Below are 17,433 nucleotides of genomic sequence, written 5' to 3' on the forward strand. Positions count from 1 at the left end.
CTTTCTTCGAGGAGACTTTTCCACCATGGCACGTACCGCCTCCCTGTCCGGATTCCCAGAGTGGCTTCCCCAGGAGCGGTTGGTGGAGCTCCATGTGCTGGATACGCTCCGGAAGACGTTTGAACTGCACGGTTTTTCCTCCATTGAGACCCGCGCCGTTGAAACAGTGGGCCAGTTGCTCCGCAAAGGCGAAATAGACAAAGAGGTCTATGGCCTCAGCAGGCTTCAGGACGATGAGGGTGAGGACGCCAAATCGGACAAGGCTGACCCGAACGCCTTGGCCCTCCACTTTGACCTGACTGTGCCCTTCGCCCGCTACGTGGTGGAGAACGCCGGGTACCTGGCATTTCCCTTCCGCCGATACCAGATCCAGAAGGTCTGGAGGGGCGAGCGGCCGCAGGAAGGCCGGGCACGCGAGTTCACCCAGGCAGACATCGATGTTGTGGGCGACGGCGAACTGCCGTTCCGCTACGACGTCGAAATCGCGCTGGTCATCGCTGAGGCCCTTAGCGCCTTGCCGATCCCTGATTTCCGGCTTCGGATCAACAACCGCAAGCTGGCCGAGGGCTTCTATCGGGGCATTGGACTGACGGACACGGCCGGCGTGCTGCGTAGCATCGACAAACTGGAAAAGATCGGCGCCGCGAAGGTGGCCGAGCTGTTGAAGAGCGAGCTTGGGGCTACTGATGAACAGGCCGGCCTTGCCCTTGCATTGGCCACCATCCGCACGGAAGACACTTCATTCGTGGAGCAGGTCCGCGCCCTCGGAGTGAAGGACGATCTCCTTGAAGAGGGCCTCAATGAGCTTGAGCAGGTCATTCAGGCGGCAGTCCAGCGCGCTCCCGGCAAGGTAGTGGCAGACCTCAGCATCGCCCGCGGCCTGGACTACTACACGGGGACGGTTGTTGAGACGGTGCTGGTAGGCCACGAGCAGTTGGGTTCCATTTGCTCCGGCGGCCGCTACGACGCACTGGCCAGCAAGGGCAACCGCAAGTTCCCCGGCGTCGGACTTTCCATTGGCGTGACACGACTGGTCTCCCGCATCCTCAGCCAGGAGCTGGCCACAGCGTCGCGTTCTGTGCCCACGGCGGTACTGGTCGCCCTGAATTCGGACGACAGTTGGTCAGCTGCGCAGGACATTGCAGCCCAGTTGCGGGGCCGCGGGATCGCCACGGAAGTGGCAGCCAAGGCCGAGAAGTTCGGAAAGCAGATCAAGTTCGCTGATCGCCGCGGCATCCCCTTCGTGTGGTTCACCGACGACGACGGCAAGCATCAGGTCAAGGACATCCGTTCCGGCAAGCAGGTTGACGCCGACCCCGCCAGCTGGACGCCCGCTGAAGAGGATTTGCACGTCCGCGTCACCACCGCCGGCTAGGCACCATCAATTGTTCCGACCTCGTGGCATGAGCTGTGGCGGGGGCGGGTAAACTCGGACGGGATCGTCTTGCAACGATCCCCCTATATTTCATGCTGAAAGGAATGCTGTGCTGCGCACACATGACCTCGGATCTCTTCGCTCCGAGCACATTGGACAAACCGTTACCCTGGCTGGGTGGGTGGGGCGCCGCCGTGATCACGGTGGTGTTGCATTCGTTGACCTGCGTGATGCGTCCGGTGTAGCCCAGGTGGTTGTCCGTGAGGAAGAGGTCTTCCACGGTTTGCGGAACGAGTACGTCCTGCAGGTCACAGGTACTGTCAACAAGCGTCCTGAAGGCAATGAGAACCCTGCGCTGGCTACGGGTGAGATCGAGGTCATCGCGGACAAGGTGGTCATCCTCAACACCTCCGAACCCCTGCCGTTCCAGATCGACGAACACGTGGAGGTTGGGGAGGAAGCCCGCCTCAAGCACCGTTACCTGGATCTCCGCCGCCCCGGCCCCGCCCGCAACATGCGTCTGCGTTCGGAGGCGAACCGTGTGGCACGCGAGCTCCTGCACCAGCGAGGCTATATCGAAATCGAGACTCCCACGCTGACGCGTTCGACGCCGGAAGGCGCCCGTGACTTCGTGGTTCCGGCACGTCTGGCGCCAGGTTCCTGGTACGCCCTCCCGCAGTCGCCGCAGCTTTTCAAGCAGCTCCTCCAAGTGGGCGGCTTCGAGAAGTACTACCAGATTGCCCGCTGCTACCGCGATGAGGATTTCCGCGCGGACCGCCAGCCGGAATTCACGCAGCTGGACATCGAAGCCAGCTTCGTGGACCAGGACGACGTCATTGAGCTCGGCGAGGCAATCGTCAAGGCCTTGTGGCAGCTGATCGACGTCGAGATCCCCACCCCGATCCGCCGCATGACGTACTTGGACGCCATGGCCAAGTACGGCTCGGACAAGCCTGACCTGCGTTTCGGTGTTGAACTGACTGAGCTCAACGAGTTCTTCAAGGACACCAACTTCGGTGTCTTCAAGGCGCCGTACGTGGGCGCCGTCGTGATGCCCGGTGGTGCTTCCCAGCCGCGCCGTACCTTGGACGGTTGGCAGGAATTTGCCAAGCAGCGCGGTCACAAGGGCCTGGCCTATGTCCTCTTCAAGGAGGACGGAGAGCTGGCTGGCCCGGTAGCCAAGAACCTTACGGAAGCCGAGCGCGAAGGCCTGGCGGACGCTGTTGGTGCCAAGCCCGGCGACTGCATCTTCTTCGCCGCCGGTGAGAAGTCCGCAGCCCGCGCCCTGCTCGGTGCTGCCCGGGTTGAAATCGGTCACCGCACCGGCCTGATCGACCCCAAGGACTGGGCTTTTGTCTGGATCGTGGACGCTCCCATGTTCGAGCCCGCAGCCGCGGCTGTCGCCTCCGGTGACGTTGCAGTGGGTGCGGGCCAGTGGACGGCTGTGCACCACGCCTTCACCTCGCCAAAGCCTGAGTTCCTGGACACCTTCGATAAGGACCCGGAATCGGCCCTCTCTTACGCGTACGACATCGTGTGCAACGGCAACGAGATCGGCGGCGGGTCCATTCGTATCCATGAGCGCGAAGTACAGGAACGCGTCTTCCAGCTCATGGGCCTGGACAAGGAAGACGCCGAAACCAAGTTCGGCTTCCTGCTCGAAGGCTTCAAATACGGCGCACCTCCGCACGGCGGAATGGCCCTTGGCTGGGACCGCGTGGTTGCTTTGCTGGCCGGCGTCGAGTCGATCCGCGACGTCATCGCCTTCCCGAAGTCGGGCAACGGCTATGACCCCCTGACTGCGGCCCCGGCACCGATCACACCGCAGCAGCGCAAGGAAGCCGGCGTCGACTTCAAACCGGAGGTCAAGCAGGAGCCCAAACCTGCGGCCAAGCCGGAAACGAAGTCCGAATAAGCTTCTGCCCAAAAGGCTCCTCACTGATGTGGGGAGCCTTTTGCGTTCCAACCACAGAAGGAGCCTCGAATGATGAAGCAAGCATTCCTGGAATCGCTCATGGACAAGGCCTGGCCTGCGCTTGAGCGGGAAGACCTTGGCGTGGAAGACCTTCTCCGGGGAAATGCGGGGGAGTGGGTCCTCCGGGCTTCGGACGGAGTGACCCAGAGGGCTAATTCTGTCTGGCCAAGGACCTCGGGCGGCGGGTCGGACGGCAACCAGGGCATCACACGAGCTGTGCGTGCAGCAGCGGACTGGTATCGGCTTCATCGGCTTCCCTTGATCTTCCAAGTGTTCGATGACTCCCGCAGCTCCGGACTGAATGCCGTCCTGGATGAGCAACGCTTCACCAGGCAATCGGAAACAAGGATCATGCTCCGCGGCATGGATGGGCTGCCGGTCAGCACTTCAGGTCGGAACGTTGAAATGGCTGAGGAACCTTCCGAAGAATGGCTGCACGTGTGGTGGTCCGTTGACGGTCGTGGTGGTGACTCAGAGCTGTCCGTAGCCCACAAGATCCTCGTCGGCTGTCCGGCGCTGTACGCAATGGTGAGGGACGACGACGGCGTTCCGGCCGCCGTCGGACGTCTCGCCCTGGTGGATGGTTGGGGCGGAATTTACAGCATGGCGACGTCGGCCGGGCACCGCAGGCGCGGCTATGGGACGGACGTGCTGACTGCGTTGTTGCAAGCCGGGACCCGGCAGGATCTTAAGGGATTCTGGCTCCTTGTCACCGAGGCCAATCGTGGAGCGCAGATACTGTACTCGCAAGCAGGTTTCGCCCACTCCGGCAGCTACCTATACCGGCAGGCGCCGCTGAGGCGTGCGTCCAGCGGCTGCTAGGGTTGCGGGTCGGTGACCGTAATGCGCACAGAGCACGCGTCGGCAGCCGCTTTCGCCAGCACGGCAGTCTTTGGCCCTTGAATGTCCAGGAAGGCTAAGCGAGTCCGCCCTGCTATGGCTTTGAGCAAGGGCTGGGAGAGAAGCTGATCCACCAGGACGCGGTCGCCGCCCGGGACGATGTACTCAATGCGGTGTTCGTTGAAGATGCGGGAAGCCTGTTCTGCCGTGGCTTTGGCTTCGAGGAAACGACTGCCGCTCTTCGAAGCCAGGATCGTGGAACCGCTGGCAGCAGCTATGGCGTAGCCGCCCCTGCGAACAAGGAGCAGTCCAAGCCCCCGTTCCTGGTTCGCAAGCGAAGCCAGGCGTTCCAGCTCAGTACCGCCACGGCCCGGACGTCCGTCAGCCGGCCAAGGGGCCTTCAACATTGCAGTCGCACCGTCGGCTGCCCGCAGGAGCAGCCCACCGTCGTCGAGGTCTTCAGCAACGGCGCCGTGGCTCGCCGCGAACCGGTCGGCCCAACCCTGCAACCTGGCCGCGGGCACCAAAGCGGTCCGCCTGCCGGAAGGCTGGTGCGGGGCAGATGCTCGGCGATCCACGTCGATGTCTCCTTTGCTGGAACTATGAGTAGCCTATCCATGTGGAAGATCTCTTTGGTGCCGGTGCAGTTGACGACGACGAGTCGGAGGATCTGCCTGCGTCAGGGGGTCCCTCCGATGCTCATTGGATGGCTTCCCAACGCAGTCCACTGGCGGTGAGAATGCGTCCCCGATCGCTGGACGAGGTGGTAGGGCAGCAGCACCTGCTGGGGCAAGGTTCGCCTTTGCGGCAACTGGCAGCGGGTGCTGAGGCTGCCGGCCCGGCGGGTCCGAGCTCGGTGATCCTTTGGGGGCCTCCCGGGACAGGGAAGACCACGCTCGCCCACGTGATCGCGCGCGGACCCGGACGTAAGTTCGTTGAGTTGTCGGCAATCACCGCCGGAGTCAAGGACGTCCGGCGCGTCATGGACGAGGCCCTGACGGCCCGGGACCTGTACAAGAAAACCACGGTTCTCTTCCTCGACGAGATTCATCGCTTTAACAAGGCCCAACAGGATGCACTGCTGCCCGGTGTCGAGAACCGCTGGGTTGTGCTGGTAGCTGCAACCACGGAAAATCCTTCCTTCTCCGTGGTGTCGCCGCTCCTGTCACGCTCACTCCTGCTCACCCTGAAGCCGCTCACCGATGACGACATTTCGGGACTGCTGCAGAGGGCTGTGGCCGACGCCCGCGGCCTTGCCGGCCGTGTGGAGCTTAGCCCCGAGGCATTGGACCACCTGGTCCGGCTATCCGGCGGTGATGCCCGACGGGCGCTGACAGCACTGGAAGCAGCTGCCGGCGTCGCCTTCGGTGACTCTACCGCCGTCGATATTTCGGATGACGCCCCAACAGTGGCCGAAGGGGAGGGCGACGCTGACGACGGCGAATCCGGACTCGCCAACGACGGCCTGCCTGATGCTCCGGTATTGGTGGAACTCCGGCACACCGAACGCGCCTTGGATGCGGCGGCCGTTCGCTACGATCGGGCCGGCGACCAGCACTACGATGTGGCCAGTGCGTTCATCAAGTCCATCCGGGGCTCGGACGTGGATGCAGCCTTGCATTATTTGGCACGAATGCTGGAAGCCGGAGAGGATCCGAGGTTCGTGGCCAGGCGGATCGTGATCTCCGCAGCCGAGGATATCGGCATGGCCGATCCCACGGCGTTGCAGACCGCAGTGGCTGCGGCGCAGGCAGTGCAACTGATTGGCATGCCGGAGGGGCGCATTGTCTTGGCCGAAGCCGTGGTCCACTTGGCCACCGCGCCCAAGTCCAATGCCGCCTATATGGGTTTGAACAAAGCGGTGGCCGATGTGCGTGCCGGGTTTGGTGGCGGTATTCCCATGCACTTGCGGGACGCGCACTACCCTGGTGCAAAGCAGTTGGGCCACGGCAAGAGCTACAAGTACGCACACGACGAACCACACGGTGTGGCAACCCAGCAATATCCGCCGGATGACCTGGTGGGGAAGGACTATTACCAGCCCACCAGTAACGGAGCTGAACGGGATATTGCCGCCAGGCTGGAACGGCTCCGCAAGATCGTACGCGGGGAGTAGCCGTCACGATCAGGCCAACTGCGGGTGGCGGCCCTGCGCGTGATAGGATAGTTGCTTGTCTGGCATGGCCCGACGCACAACCCCTTTGAAGATTTCTTCAATAGTGCTGTGCGCCCGGGCTAGTAGCAAGAGGCAGCGGTTGGCCGATGCTCTCCCTGATGGAGGCCAGTAACACTGACACACCGCAGTAATTGGAAGGACACAAGTGGCTAACAACACTCGTGCTCGCCGTACCGCACGCCTTTCGCGTGCACTCGGCATTGCTCTGACCCCCAAGGCCGCCAAGTACATGGAGCGCCGTCCGTACGGCCCCGGCGAGCATGGCCGTGCCCGCAAGAAGCAGGACTCCGACTACGCCGTACGTCTGCGCGAAAAGCAGCGTCTGCGCGCCCAGTACGGCATCCGCGAAGCCCAGATGACCCGTGCCTTCGAAGAAGCACGCCGCACCAAGGGCCTCACCGGTGAAAACCTGGTTGAGCTGCTCGAAATGCGTTTGGACGCCCTCGTGCTCCGTGCAGGCTTCGCCCGCACCATCGCACAGGCCCGCCAGCTGGTTGTGCACCGCCACATCATGGTTGACGGCATCCGCGTGGACCGCCCGTCCTTCCGCGTTGGCGAAGGCCAGCTCATCCACGTTCACAGCCGCTCCGAGGTTATGCCCCCGTTCCAGGTGGCAGCCGCTGGCGCACACGTGCTCAACAACGTGCCGGCATACCTGGACGTCAAGATTGACGCCCTTCAGGCCCGCCTGGTTCGTCGCCCGAAGCGCTCCGAGGTCCCCGTGATCTGCGAAGAGCAGCTCGTCGTCGAATTCTACGCTCGCTAAATTCAAGCAGCGCATACAAAGAAGCCCGTGGCACACGCCGCGGGCTTCTTTGTATGTAAGGTACCGGTCCAAATAGGTAAGGTACTTGGGGAGGCTTCGGCCAAAGCCGTGAACCGGCTGGTGCGAGGCAGCGAAACGATCCAAGGAGAGAAATTCTATGTCTGGTGGCGACATCGCCGGCCTCATCGCAGCAGGAGTCTTCGCGCTCCTCGTCTTGCTTTTGGCCGTGCCCATTTTGAAGCTGGGCGGCGTCTTTGACGAGGTGCGGACCTCCATCCGTTCCATCAGCGACGGCGCCACGCCCCTGATGGATGAAGTGACTGCAACAGTCACCACCACCAACCAGCAGTTGAAGAAGGTCGATGGCATCGCCTCCAACGTCTCCGATGCATCGGCCAACATCTCCGCGTTGTCCTCGCTCGTTGCAGCCACGGTGGGCTCGCCGCTGATCAAGGTGGCTGCCTTCAGCTATGGCGTCCGTTCTGCCTTCGCTGCCCGCCGCACGCCTTCCTCCGGCCGCCGCAGCCGCTGAACAAATCAGCTGAACACGCCAGCTGAACAAGCCAACTGCTGAATGACAGGGAGACTGGAACCTCATGAAGAGAATTGTCTGGATGGGAATCGGCGTCGCCATCGGCGTCATTGCCTTCCGTAAGATCACCGAAGCCCAAGCAAACCTTGGGCCGGAGGGCCTCAACCGCGCCGTCGGCCGGATGGCTGACGGACTATTCGACTTTGCCGACGCCGTGCGTACAGGGATGCACCAACGCGAAGAGGATTTGCGGGCAGCGCTGGGGATCGACGACGCCGGGGCCGCCCGCCGCTAGTGGGAGCGGTTCGCCCCCACGCCCTCAACAGGGCAGAATGGAAAGCTGCGGAACGGCACCAGCCGGTTCCGCGCACATCGTGTGCAGTGAATTGAGAAGGGTAAGTAATCAGCTAATGAAGTCGCAGGAGATCACCAAGCGCTGGGTGGACTTTTTTGTCAACAAGGGCCACACCGCCGTTCCCTCCGCGTCGCTCGTTTCCAGCGACCCGTCACTTCTCTTCACTGTGGCCGGAATGGTGCCTTTCATTCCTTACCTGACCGCGCGCGAAGAGCCTCCCTACAGCCGTGCAACGAGCGTCCAGAAGTGCATCCGCACCGGAGACATCGAGGAAGTGGGCAAGACCGCCCGCCACGGCACGTTCTTCCAAATGTGTGGCAACTTTTCCTTTGGCGATTACTTCAAGGAAGACGCCATCAAGTTCGCTTTCGAGCTGCTCACCACCAGTGTTGACGACGGCGGTTACGGGCTTCCGGCCGAACGTCTTTGGGTGACTGTCTACGAAGAGGACGACGAAGCCAAGGAGCTGTGGCTCAAGAACACCGGAATTCCGGCAGAGCGCATCCAGCGCATGGGCAAGGCTGACAACTACTGGTCAACTGGCCAGCCAGGCCCGGCCGGCCCCTGCTCGGAGATCTATTACGACCGCGGCCCTGCCTACGGAATCGAAGGCGGCCCCCTGGCCGACGAGACCCGTTACATCGAAATCTGGAACCTCGTGTTCATGCAGTACCAGATCGAGAACGTCCGCTCCAAAGTGGACTTCGACATCGTTGGTGAACTGCCGCAGAAGAACATCGACACCGGCTTGGGTATGGAACGTCTCGCGATGATCCTCCAAGGCGTCGAAAACATGTATGAGACCGATCAGGTCCGTCCCGTCATCGACAAAGCTGCTGAATTGTCCGGCCGCGAGTACACCTCGGCTGAATCTCCGAAAGACCCGCACCACACGGACGATGTCCGCATGCGCGTCGTTGGCGACCACATTCGCTCTGCGTTGATGCTCATCGCTGACGGCGTCGCACCGTCCAATGAGGGCCGCGGCTACGTGCTGCGCCGGCTCATTCGCCGCGCTGTGCGCGCCATGCGCCTGCTCGGCGTCGAAAAAGCTTGCCTGCCTGACCTCCTTCCCGCCTCCCGCGACGCCATGAAGGGTGTCTACCCGGTGGTGGAGACTGACTTTGCCCGCATCAGCCGTATTGCCTACGCCGAAGAAAAGGCGTTCCTGCGCACTATTGCTTCCGGTACGGCCCGCCTGGAGGACGCGGTAGCCGAATCTAAGGCTGCCGGCGTTCCCCTGTCCGGCGCGGACGCTTTCGCCTTGCACGACACTTACGGCTTCCCGATTGACCTGACCTTGGAAATGGCGGAAGAGGCCGGCCTCAAGGTGGACGAGGCAGGCTTCCGTGCGCTCATGCTCGAGCAGCGCCAGCGTGCCCAGGCCGATGCCAAGGGCAAAAAGGGCGGCCACGCAGACCTCAGCGCCTACCAGGAGCTCCTAGGCAAGGGCGAGACGGTCTTCACGGGATACGACGAACTTGAGGGCGAGGCCAAAGTCCGCGGCATTGTCAGCGGTGGCCGTGCGGTAGCGCACGCTTCCACCGGCGACGAGATTGAGCTGGTCCTCAACGAAACCCCGTTCTATGCAGAAGCAGGTGGCCAGTCCGCTGACACCGGCCTCATCACCGGCGATGGCTTCGTAGTGGAGGTCCTGGACGTGCAGCGTCCCATCAAGGGCCTGAGCGTGCACAAAGCAATAGTCCGTGAAGGTGAGATCGCTTCCGACGCGCTGGTACGCGCCGCCGTCGACCGTGAACGTCGCCATGCTGCCGAGCAGGCCCACACCGGCACGCACATTGTGCATGCCGCGTTGCACCAGATCCTCGGGCCGGAAGCCACCCAGCGCGGTTCCTACAACAAGGCCGGGTACCTTCGCTTCGACTTCGCCTGGGGCGAGGGCCTGAGCACTGCCACACGGTCTGAAATCGAAGAGGTCTCCAACATCGCTATCCGGAACAACTTCCGGGTGGACACCAAGGTGATGGGGCTCGCTGAAGCAAAAGCACTGGGTGCCATGGCTCTGTTTGGTGAAAACTACGGCAGCGAAGTCCGCGTGGTGGAGATCGACGGTGCGTGGTCCCGCGAATTGTGCGGTGGTACCCACGTTTCCAACACTTCCCTGATCGGCAGCCTTTCCTTGCTGGGCGAACAGTCTGTTGGCTCCGGAAACCGCCGTGTCGAGGCGTTTGTTGGCTTGGATGCATTCCGTCACCTGGCAGCCGAGCGTGCTCTGGTTTCCGAGCTCACGGAACTGTTGAAGGTTCCGTCCGGACAACTTGCTGACCGCATCTCCAGTACCCTGAACAAGCTCAAGGCCACGGAGAAGGAACTCGATCGCCTCCGCAAGGAGCAGCTGGCAGCAGCGGCCGCAAACCTCGTGAGTACCGCCAAGGATGCCGCTGGTGTTCGGGTTGTAGCTCACGACGCCGGCCAGGTGGGCGGAGCCGACGATCTGCGTAACCTTGCCCTCGATCTGCGCAATCGCCTCGGTTCGGAAGCCTCCACCGTCGCTGTTGCGGGTGTGAGCAATGACCGGCCCGTCATTCTGGTCGCTACCAACGAGGCGGCCCGTGAAGCAGGCGTCAAGGCAGGCGTGCTTGTCCGCTTGGCTGCGGGAATCCTCGGTGGCGGCGGTGGCGGCAAGGACGACGTCGCCCAAGGCGGCGGCACCGACGCTGGGAAGGTCTCCGAGGCCCTCACAGCAGTGGTGGATGCGATAGCCAAGCGCTGACGGTGAATTCCAGTACTGACAGCGGCGTCTACCCCCAGGGCATCAAGCTGGGGGTAGACGTCGGTACCGTCCGGGTTGGTCTGGCCATTTGTGATCCCGACGGGATTTTGGCCACGCCGTTCAAGACGGTAAGCCGGGACAGCAAGAAAAACTCCGATGTTCGCGTAGTGGTCAAGCACGCGGCGGAGTTGCCGGCGGTCCAGATTTTCGTGGGTCTTCCTCGAACCATGAAAGGTGAGGAACGCGCCTCTGCGCAGATGGCCATGGACTACGCGGACCTTATTAGCAATGAGCTTCTACGCGCGGGTTTGGACATTCCCGTAAACCTTGTGGATGAGCGACTTTCCACTGTTACGGCACACCGCAACCTGCACGAAGCTGGCATGAGTAGCAAGAACCACCGTAAAGTGGTTGATCAGGTTGCCGCTGCTGGAATACTTCAGCACGCAATCGACATGCAAAAAGCCAGAGGAACGGACGTTGGCCGCCGAGTGCAGGCACCGGCGCAGTCCGAGAAACCCAGCAGTGCCCCAACGCTGCGGGCTGCCTCCGGCCGTGAATCCGATTCTTCTAAGAGGGGACTGCAACTGTGAGCCCGGTCAACAACGACCCCTCCAGCGGTACCGCCGGCGGCGGTATGTCGCTAACCCGCAAAGAGCTGCGGGCGCGTGAACGATTCCTCGCCACGCAGAACCACAATGTGGTACCCGTTCCTGAAGCGACTCCGGGAGAGGCTGCTCCCTCAACGGAAGTTGAGCCGGAATTGCCCCGACCAGTCCCGGCCGTTCAGCCTGCGCCCGTGACGCCCCCCACGCCAGTCGCACCCCCAACACCGGTGGCCCCCCCGACTCCTCTGGCACCCCCAACCTCCGCGATCGAATCCGGGCACAAGAGCCCGGCCCAGCCGGAGGCTCCTGCCGAGGCACCCGACGACGCAGAGGTGCACGCAGCTCAGGTACTTGGTGAGCCGGGAGGTCATCACGAGGACCTGCACGACGAAGAAGTCCACACCCACGAGGCCAATGAACACGATCTCAGTGATCCCAACCTCAGTGAACACGCTGCCGTTGATCACGGTGAGTTTCACGACGCTCACAACCAGCACGAGTTCGCGGCGCATGATGACCACTACCAGCTGGACATCCATGAAGAACTTCACGATGACGTTCATCTTCATGATGAGCACCACCATGACTTGATTGCCCCCGTTGCAAGTCCGGCGTCCAAGGCCGCCGCGAAAAAGGCCCGCCGCCGTCGTCGTGTCCTGGCCCTCCTGATCACGCTGGGTGTCTTCGTCGCCGCCATCGCCATCGGTGCGCAGTTCCTGAAGCCCTTGCTGGGCATGGATAGGGTTACCGACTACCCGGGGCCGGGAACGGGATCGGTGAACATAACCGTAGCCCAGGGGTCCGGACCCAAGGCCGTCGCCAATGAGCTTGTTCAAAAACGCGTGATCGCTGACGCTGATGCTTTCGTCCAGGAATTCCTGAGTGATGGCGGGGAGCTGTCTCCCGGCGACTTCACGTTCCGCACGGAAATGAAGAACTCTGATGCTGTGGCGGTTCTCGTCAACAAGGACGCCGGGAAGGTCATGTACTTCGCGCTGAACGCGGGCCTGCGCATCAATGAGTCGTTGGAGGCCATTTCCAAGGGTTCGGGCATTCCGGTGCAAGAGCTCAACACCTTGAACCAGGCACCGGCCCAGTTCGGAGTTCCTGCCAAGGCCAAGAACCTGGAGGGTTTCCTTGCCCCGGGCGAATACCGATTCGAGCTGGGTACGCCCGCTAAGGACATCATCCAGAAGTTGGTAACCACCACCCTTGATGAACTCAAAGCCCAAGGAGTTACTGACCCCGCCAAGCAGTACGACACCGTAACCATCGCCAGCATCGTGCAGGCTGAAGGCGGGCAAGCGGACTACGGGAACGTGGCTGGCGCCATTTACAACAGGCTCAAGCCCAACAACATTGAGACCAGCGGACTCATCCAATCCGATGCCACTGTCACGTATGGCCTGGGCAAGAAGTCGTTCCACCTCACCGAGGAAGAAAAGGCCGACAAGTCCAACGCCTACAACACGTACGCCAATGTCGGGCTGCCGGTAGGACCCATTGGTTCGCCGGGAAAGACAGCGATCGATGCTGCAGCCAAGCCGACACAGAATGAGTACCTCTACTGGGTGACCATCAACTTGGACACCAAGGAGACGAAGTTCTCCAAGACACTGGCGGAGCACAACACCTATGTTGAGCAGTACAACGCGTGGTGCCAGGCCAACGCGGGACGGTGTGTGTGAGTCGTCGCGCCGCAGTCCTCGGGCACCCGATCTCACATTCGAAATCTCCGGCACTGCACTCTGCTGCCTACGCCAAGTTGGGCGTGGATATCGCATACTCGGCGATCGACGTCACTGTGGAACAGCTTCCGTCGTTCATGGACTCGCTCCGCGGGGATGACGCTTGGTGTGGCCTTTCGGTGACCATGCCGCTGAAGTCGGCCATGGTCAAAGAAGTGGACGAAGTCCGCGGTGCCGGCGCCCATCTGGGCGTTATCAACACGGTGGTTTTCGAGCACGACGACGGACAGGTCCGACGGGTGGGCTACAACACTGATGTTGCGGGCATAGTTGAAGCGGTCCGCTACGCCGGCGTCGTTGCCGCACCCCATGCAGCGATCCTTGGTGGTGGTGGCACCTCGGCTGCGGCTATCGCCGCTGTGCACGAACTTGGTGCCCGTCACGTGGACGTCTTCGTTCGCGACGCGGGACGTGCAGGTGATGCGGAAGCCGCCGCGGCCGCCGTCGGCATTTCCCTGGCCGTCCGACCCCTGACGGAAGCGGCAACAGCTGTGGCTGGCACGGACCTGGTCATCTCCACGTTTCCACCTCGTGCCGCGGATTCCTTGGCGGAGGAGCTTGCGGCGTTGCCCGGCACCGGGGCCGGAGTCCTGCTGGACGTCGCCTACGATCCTTGGCCCAGCCGCCTCGCGGAAGTGTGGCATGGCCACGGAGGAGCGGTGGTTCCGGGGCTGGAGATGCTGCTGTATCAGGCGGCCGAACAGATCAGGCGCTTCAGCGGCTGTGACGTTGAAGCCGCCGTCATAGATGTGATGTGCGACTCAGTCGGGCTTCCCCGGCGAGTGTTCTAGAAGCCTTACATGGCAGGATTGGTTATATGTTGCGTTGGTTGACTGCCGGTGAATCCCATGGTCCGGCCCTGATCGGAATTGTTGAAGGCGTACCTGCCGGTGTTGAACTCACCAGCGGGCAGATTCGTGACGCGTTGGCGCGTCGGCGCCTGGGCTATGGACGTGGTGCCCGCATGAAGTTTGAGCAGGACGAGGTCACCATCATGGGTGGCGTCCGTCATGGACTTACCCAGGGAGGCCCTGTGGCCATCCAGGTTGGCAACACAGAGTGGCCCAAATGGGAGCAGATCATGGCTGCTGATCCCGTGGACCCTGAGATCCTCGCCGACCAAGCCCGCAATGCACCTCTGACGCGTCCGCGCCCGGGACACGCCGATTTCACGGGCATGCAGAAGTACGGATTCGACGAAGCCCGTCCGGTCCTTGAGCGTGCCAGCGCACGCGAGACCGCCACACGCGTGGCCCTTGGCACCGTCGCTGCGCAGTTCTTGAAGCAACTGGGCATCGAATTGGTAAGCCATACCGTTTCCATTGCCAGCGTGACCGTTCCTGAAGGCCGGCCTTTGCCGTCGCCGAACGACGTCATTGCCCTCGACGCCGACCCCTTGCGTTGTTTTGACAGGGAGACGTCCAATGCGATGGTGGCCGAGGTGGACGCCGCCCACAAGGAAGGTGAAACCCTTGGTGGCGTGGTAGAGGTCCTGGCATATGGGCTTCCCCCTGGACTCGGCAGCTACGTCCACTGGGATCGTCGCCTCGACTCACGCCTCGCGGCCGCCCTCATGGGTATCCAGGCCATTAAGGGTGTAGAAGTGGGCGACGGCTTCCTTACGGCCGCACGCCGTGGATCTGCTGCCCACGATGAGATCCTCAAGGACGGGAATGGCAAGATCGTTCGCCAGACCAACCGGGCCGGTGGCATCGAAGGTGGCATGAGCATCGGTGAGGTTCTTCGTGTTCGGGCTGCCATGAAACCGATTGCGACCGTCCCACGTGCACTTCGGACCGTTGATGTCAGCACCGGGGAGCCTGCCAAGGCACACCACCAGCGTTCAGATGTTTGCGCGGTTCCGGCAGCCGGAGTTGTGGCCGAGGCAATGGTGGCATTGGTTCTCGCCGAGGCTGTCGCCGAGAAGTTCGGTGGCGACTCCGTCGCGGAGACCCAGCGGAACCTGCAGGGTTACCTTGATAGCATTCCGGCCACCCTGGACTCGGTCGGCCGGTAGTGGTTCGCGCTATCCCGGATGGCCGCCCCGTTGTTCTCGTGGGTCCCATGGCCGTCGGAAAATCGGCGATCGGCCAGCAACTGGCCCACCAACTCCGTGTCCCGTTCGTGGACACGGACGCAGTGGTGGTAGCTGCCCACGGCAGCATCGCAGATATTTTCGCCGGCAGGGGAGAGCACGCCTTCCGCGAGATTGAAGCGCGGGCAGTGGCGAAGGCCATCGAGTCTGCCAAGGCAGAGCCAGCCATCATTTCCCTGGGAGGTGGCGCTGTGCTTGACTCCGGGACCCAGCAGTTGCTGGGGGAGTGCACCGTTGTCTATCTGGAATGCGATGCGGAAACCGTCGCAGACAGGATTGCGCGGAACACCGGGAGGCCGTTGCTGCAGGGTGACGCCATGACCCGTTGGGAAGCGTTGTTTGCCACCAGACGTCCCGTCTATGAGCGTCTCGCGGACATTGTCATGGATGTCCGTTCCGGATCCGTGGCAGAAATCGGCCTCCAGTTGGAGGAGCGGCTGCTCGAGCATGCAGCCTTGAAAGAGGAAGTTGAAAAGTGAGCAACGAAGCAACTGTCATCAAGGTGACCGGCCAGTCGGTTAATGAGAACTACGACGTCGTGGTGGGCCGCGGGCTGTTGGACACCCTGCCTGCGAAGCTTGGCGAACGAGTACGACGAGTTCTGGTGATCCACCCGCGGGCCCTCCGCCTGACCGGCGATACCGTCCGTGACGAGCTGGAGGCGGCAGGTTTCACGGCACTCACGGCCGAAATCCCGGATGCTGAAGAGGGCAAGCACATTCAGGTTGCGGCGTTCTGTTGGCAAGTGCTGGGCCAGAACGATTTCACGCGGTCAGACGCCATCGTGGCGGTTGGCGGCGGCGCTGTAACGGACCTCGCCGGCTTCGTGGCAGCCACGTGGCTCCGTGGCGTCAAAGTCATCCACATGCCCACGAGCTTGCTGGGCATGGTGGACGCCTCAGTGGGTGGCAAGACCGGCATCAACACAGCTGAAGGAAAAAACCTTGTGGGTTCCTTCCACCCCCCTGCCGCAGTCCTGGCAGATTTGGACACGCTCCAGACCCTGCCGAAGAACGAGCTCATTTCCGGAATGGCTGAGGTCATCAAGTGCGGCTTCATCGCTGATCCGGCAATCCTCGACCTCGTGGAAAAGAACACCGACGCAGTAATGGATCCCGGATCCGATGTAGTTCGGGAGCTCATTGAACGCGCGATTTCCGTGAAGGCTGAAGTCGTTTCCCAGGACCTCAAGGAATCCGGCCTCCGTGAAATCCTGAATTATGGACACACGCTGGGCCACGCCATCGAGCTCGTGGAACGCTACTCATGGCGCCACGGCGCGGCCGTTTCCGTGGGAATGATGTTCGCTGCCGAGTTGTCGCGAAGCGTCGGGCGTTTGTCCGATGCTGACGCAGACCGACACCGCACCATCCTGGAGAGCCTGGGGCTCCCCATCACGTACCGCAGGGACCGCTGGCAGGGTCTTCTGGATGGAATGCGCCGAGACAAGAAGTCCCGTGGCGATCTTCTCCGGTTCGTTGTCCTTGATGGCGTTGCCAAGCCGGGCATCCTGGAGGTCCCTGACACGTCGCTTCTGTTTGCCGCCTACCAGGAGATCGCATCATGACCGTCACTCTTCGTGAAGGCGTCAGTGACTGGCCTACTGCCGGCTTCCCCGGAGTCCGGATGAACCCGGACACTTTGCTTCCTGTGGTTGTCAACGAGGATGTCATGGAGACTGCCCTCGCGGCCTCGGAAGACCCAGCGGATCGCATTATGGCCCTATTGCTGGACAACCAGCCCAACGAGGCGGCCGAGCTGTTGGCCGAGGCTCGCTACAAGGATCCGGAGTCCTTCCGGTTGAGGATTTTTGAAGCGGAAGTACACCGGGCAACCAACCGGCTGGACCGGGCCGTGCAGTTGTTCAGGCATCTGTTGCAGGATGTCCAGGGCAGCTCCAAGGAAGCGATCGTGCACCAGTATCTGGGCAGGGCATATTTCGTCAGCGGCAATGCGCTGGCGGCGTCCGAGGAATTCGCAAAGGCGCTGGACCTGCGGGTAGCCATGGCTGCCGATGCGGCGTTGATCTACTCTTCCGCTGTTGCCCTGCAGAGGGCCCGGAACGTACTTGAACTGGCTTCCTGAAGGCCCGGGCAACGCAGCTCGCAAGCCGTAGCCGTATTTGCCGGTAGAATGGTTCTTGGATTTTTGATAAATACGCGCTGGCGGGCCGTTTGGCATGCCTGCTTGGCATAGGCAAACTGGCAGCTTGAACCAGTGAGAGAAACC

General features: G+C 62.1%; 16 protein-coding genes. 15 read left to right on the top strand and 1 reads right to left on the bottom strand.

Annotated features, from left to right (window positions below):
* Positions 1-25: 25 nt before the first annotated feature.
* The 3 genes from hisS (at position 26) to RIF72_RS14210 (ending at position 4,172) form a co-directional block, all read left to right on the top strand.
* Entirely contained in the window at positions 26-1,375 is a 1,350-nt protein-coding gene (gene hisS / locus RIF72_RS14200) for a histidine--tRNA ligase (protein ID WP_309075503.1), read from the top strand.
* Positions 1,376-1,484: 109 nt separating this feature from the next.
* Positions 1,485-3,290 (top strand): aspartate--tRNA ligase, encoded by a 1,806-nt coding sequence (gene aspS / locus RIF72_RS14205; protein WP_309075504.1) that lies wholly within the window; start codon positions 1,485-1,487, stop codon positions 3,288-3,290.
* 69 nt (positions 3,291-3,359) lie between these two features.
* Positions 3,360-4,172 (top strand): GNAT family N-acetyltransferase, encoded by an 813-nt coding sequence (locus RIF72_RS14210; RefSeq protein WP_309075505.1) that lies wholly within the window; start codon positions 3,360-3,362, stop codon positions 4,170-4,172.
* Here the strand turns inward: RIF72_RS14210 and RIF72_RS14215 are convergent.
* Positions 4,169-4,768: a Vms1/Ankzf1 family peptidyl-tRNA hydrolase gene (locus RIF72_RS14215; protein ID WP_309075506.1), complete on the bottom strand. Its 600-nt coding sequence runs from the start codon at positions 4,766-4,768 to the stop codon at positions 4,169-4,171. The two genes, RIF72_RS14210 and RIF72_RS14215, sit on opposite strands and share 4 nt — an antisense overlap.
* Positions 4,769-4,809: 41 nt before the next feature.
* On the opposite strand from RIF72_RS14215, the gene RIF72_RS14220 reads away from it, so the two are divergent.
* From RIF72_RS14220 to RIF72_RS14275, 12 genes are all read left to right on the top strand, one after another.
* The gene (locus RIF72_RS14220; protein ID WP_309075507.1) at positions 4,810-6,306 is read left to right on the top strand and encodes a replication-associated recombination protein A; all 1,497 of its coding nucleotides are present in this window, start codon (positions 4,810-4,812) and stop codon (positions 6,304-6,306) included.
* A 205-nt stretch (positions 6,307-6,511) separates the two neighbouring features.
* Positions 6,512-7,132, top strand: coding sequence for a 30S ribosomal protein S4 (gene rpsD, locus RIF72_RS14225; RefSeq protein ID WP_011774968.1), 621 nt, complete (start codon positions 6,512-6,514; stop codon positions 7,130-7,132).
* A gap of 157 nt (positions 7,133-7,289) precedes the next feature.
* Positions 7,290-7,664 (top strand): DUF948 domain-containing protein, encoded by a 375-nt coding sequence (locus RIF72_RS14230; RefSeq protein ID WP_018777745.1) that lies wholly within the window; start codon positions 7,290-7,292, stop codon positions 7,662-7,664.
* A gap of 64 nt (positions 7,665-7,728) precedes the next feature.
* Complete coding sequence (locus RIF72_RS14235; RefSeq protein ID WP_208295800.1) at positions 7,729-7,959, top strand: hypothetical protein; 231 nt, start codon at positions 7,729-7,731, stop codon at positions 7,957-7,959.
* A gap of 115 nt (positions 7,960-8,074) precedes the next feature.
* Positions 8,075-10,753 (top strand): alanine--tRNA ligase, encoded by a 2,679-nt coding sequence (gene alaS, locus RIF72_RS14240; protein WP_309075508.1) that lies wholly within the window; start codon positions 8,075-8,077, stop codon positions 10,751-10,753.
* 2 nt (positions 10,754-10,755) lie between these two features.
* Positions 10,756-11,346, top strand: coding sequence for a Holliday junction resolvase RuvX (gene ruvX / locus RIF72_RS14245; RefSeq protein WP_309075509.1), 591 nt, complete (start codon positions 10,756-10,758; stop codon positions 11,344-11,346).
* Positions 11,343-13,049, top strand: a complete 1,707-nt coding sequence (mltG, locus tag RIF72_RS14250) for an endolytic transglycosylase MltG (protein ID WP_309075510.1) — start codon at positions 11,343-11,345, stop codon at positions 13,047-13,049. The genes ruvX and mltG overlap by 4 nt, the downstream gene beginning before the upstream one ends.
* The gene (locus RIF72_RS14255) at positions 13,046-13,900 is read left to right on the top strand and encodes a shikimate dehydrogenase (protein WP_309075511.1); all 855 of its coding nucleotides are present in this window, start codon (positions 13,046-13,048) and stop codon (positions 13,898-13,900) included. The genes mltG and RIF72_RS14255 overlap by 4 nt, the downstream gene beginning before the upstream one ends.
* A gap of 26 nt (positions 13,901-13,926) precedes the next feature.
* The gene (aroC, locus tag RIF72_RS14260; RefSeq protein ID WP_309075512.1) at positions 13,927-15,126 is read left to right on the top strand and encodes a chorismate synthase; all 1,200 of its coding nucleotides are present in this window, start codon (positions 13,927-13,929) and stop codon (positions 15,124-15,126) included.
* A complete protein-coding gene (locus RIF72_RS14265) occupies positions 15,126-15,683 on the top strand; it encodes a shikimate kinase (RefSeq protein ID WP_375164234.1) in 558 nt (185 codons plus the stop codon). Before aroC ends, RIF72_RS14265 begins: the two co-directional genes overlap by 1 nt.
* On the top strand, positions 15,680-16,771 hold the full coding sequence (gene aroB, locus RIF72_RS14270; protein WP_091467821.1) for a 3-dehydroquinate synthase: 1,092 nt from the start codon (positions 15,680-15,682) through the stop codon (positions 16,769-16,771). The genes RIF72_RS14265 and aroB overlap by 4 nt, the downstream gene beginning before the upstream one ends.
* Positions 16,768-17,289, top strand: coding sequence for a tetratricopeptide repeat protein (locus RIF72_RS14275; protein WP_309075514.1), 522 nt, complete (start codon positions 16,768-16,770; stop codon positions 17,287-17,289). Before aroB ends, RIF72_RS14275 begins: the two co-directional genes overlap by 4 nt.
* Positions 17,290-17,433 lie beyond the last annotated feature (144 nt).

Origin of the sequence: Paenarthrobacter sp., from assembly GCF_031180005.1 — a bacterium.
Lineage (GTDB): Bacteria > Actinomycetota > Actinomycetes > Actinomycetales > Micrococcaceae > Arthrobacter.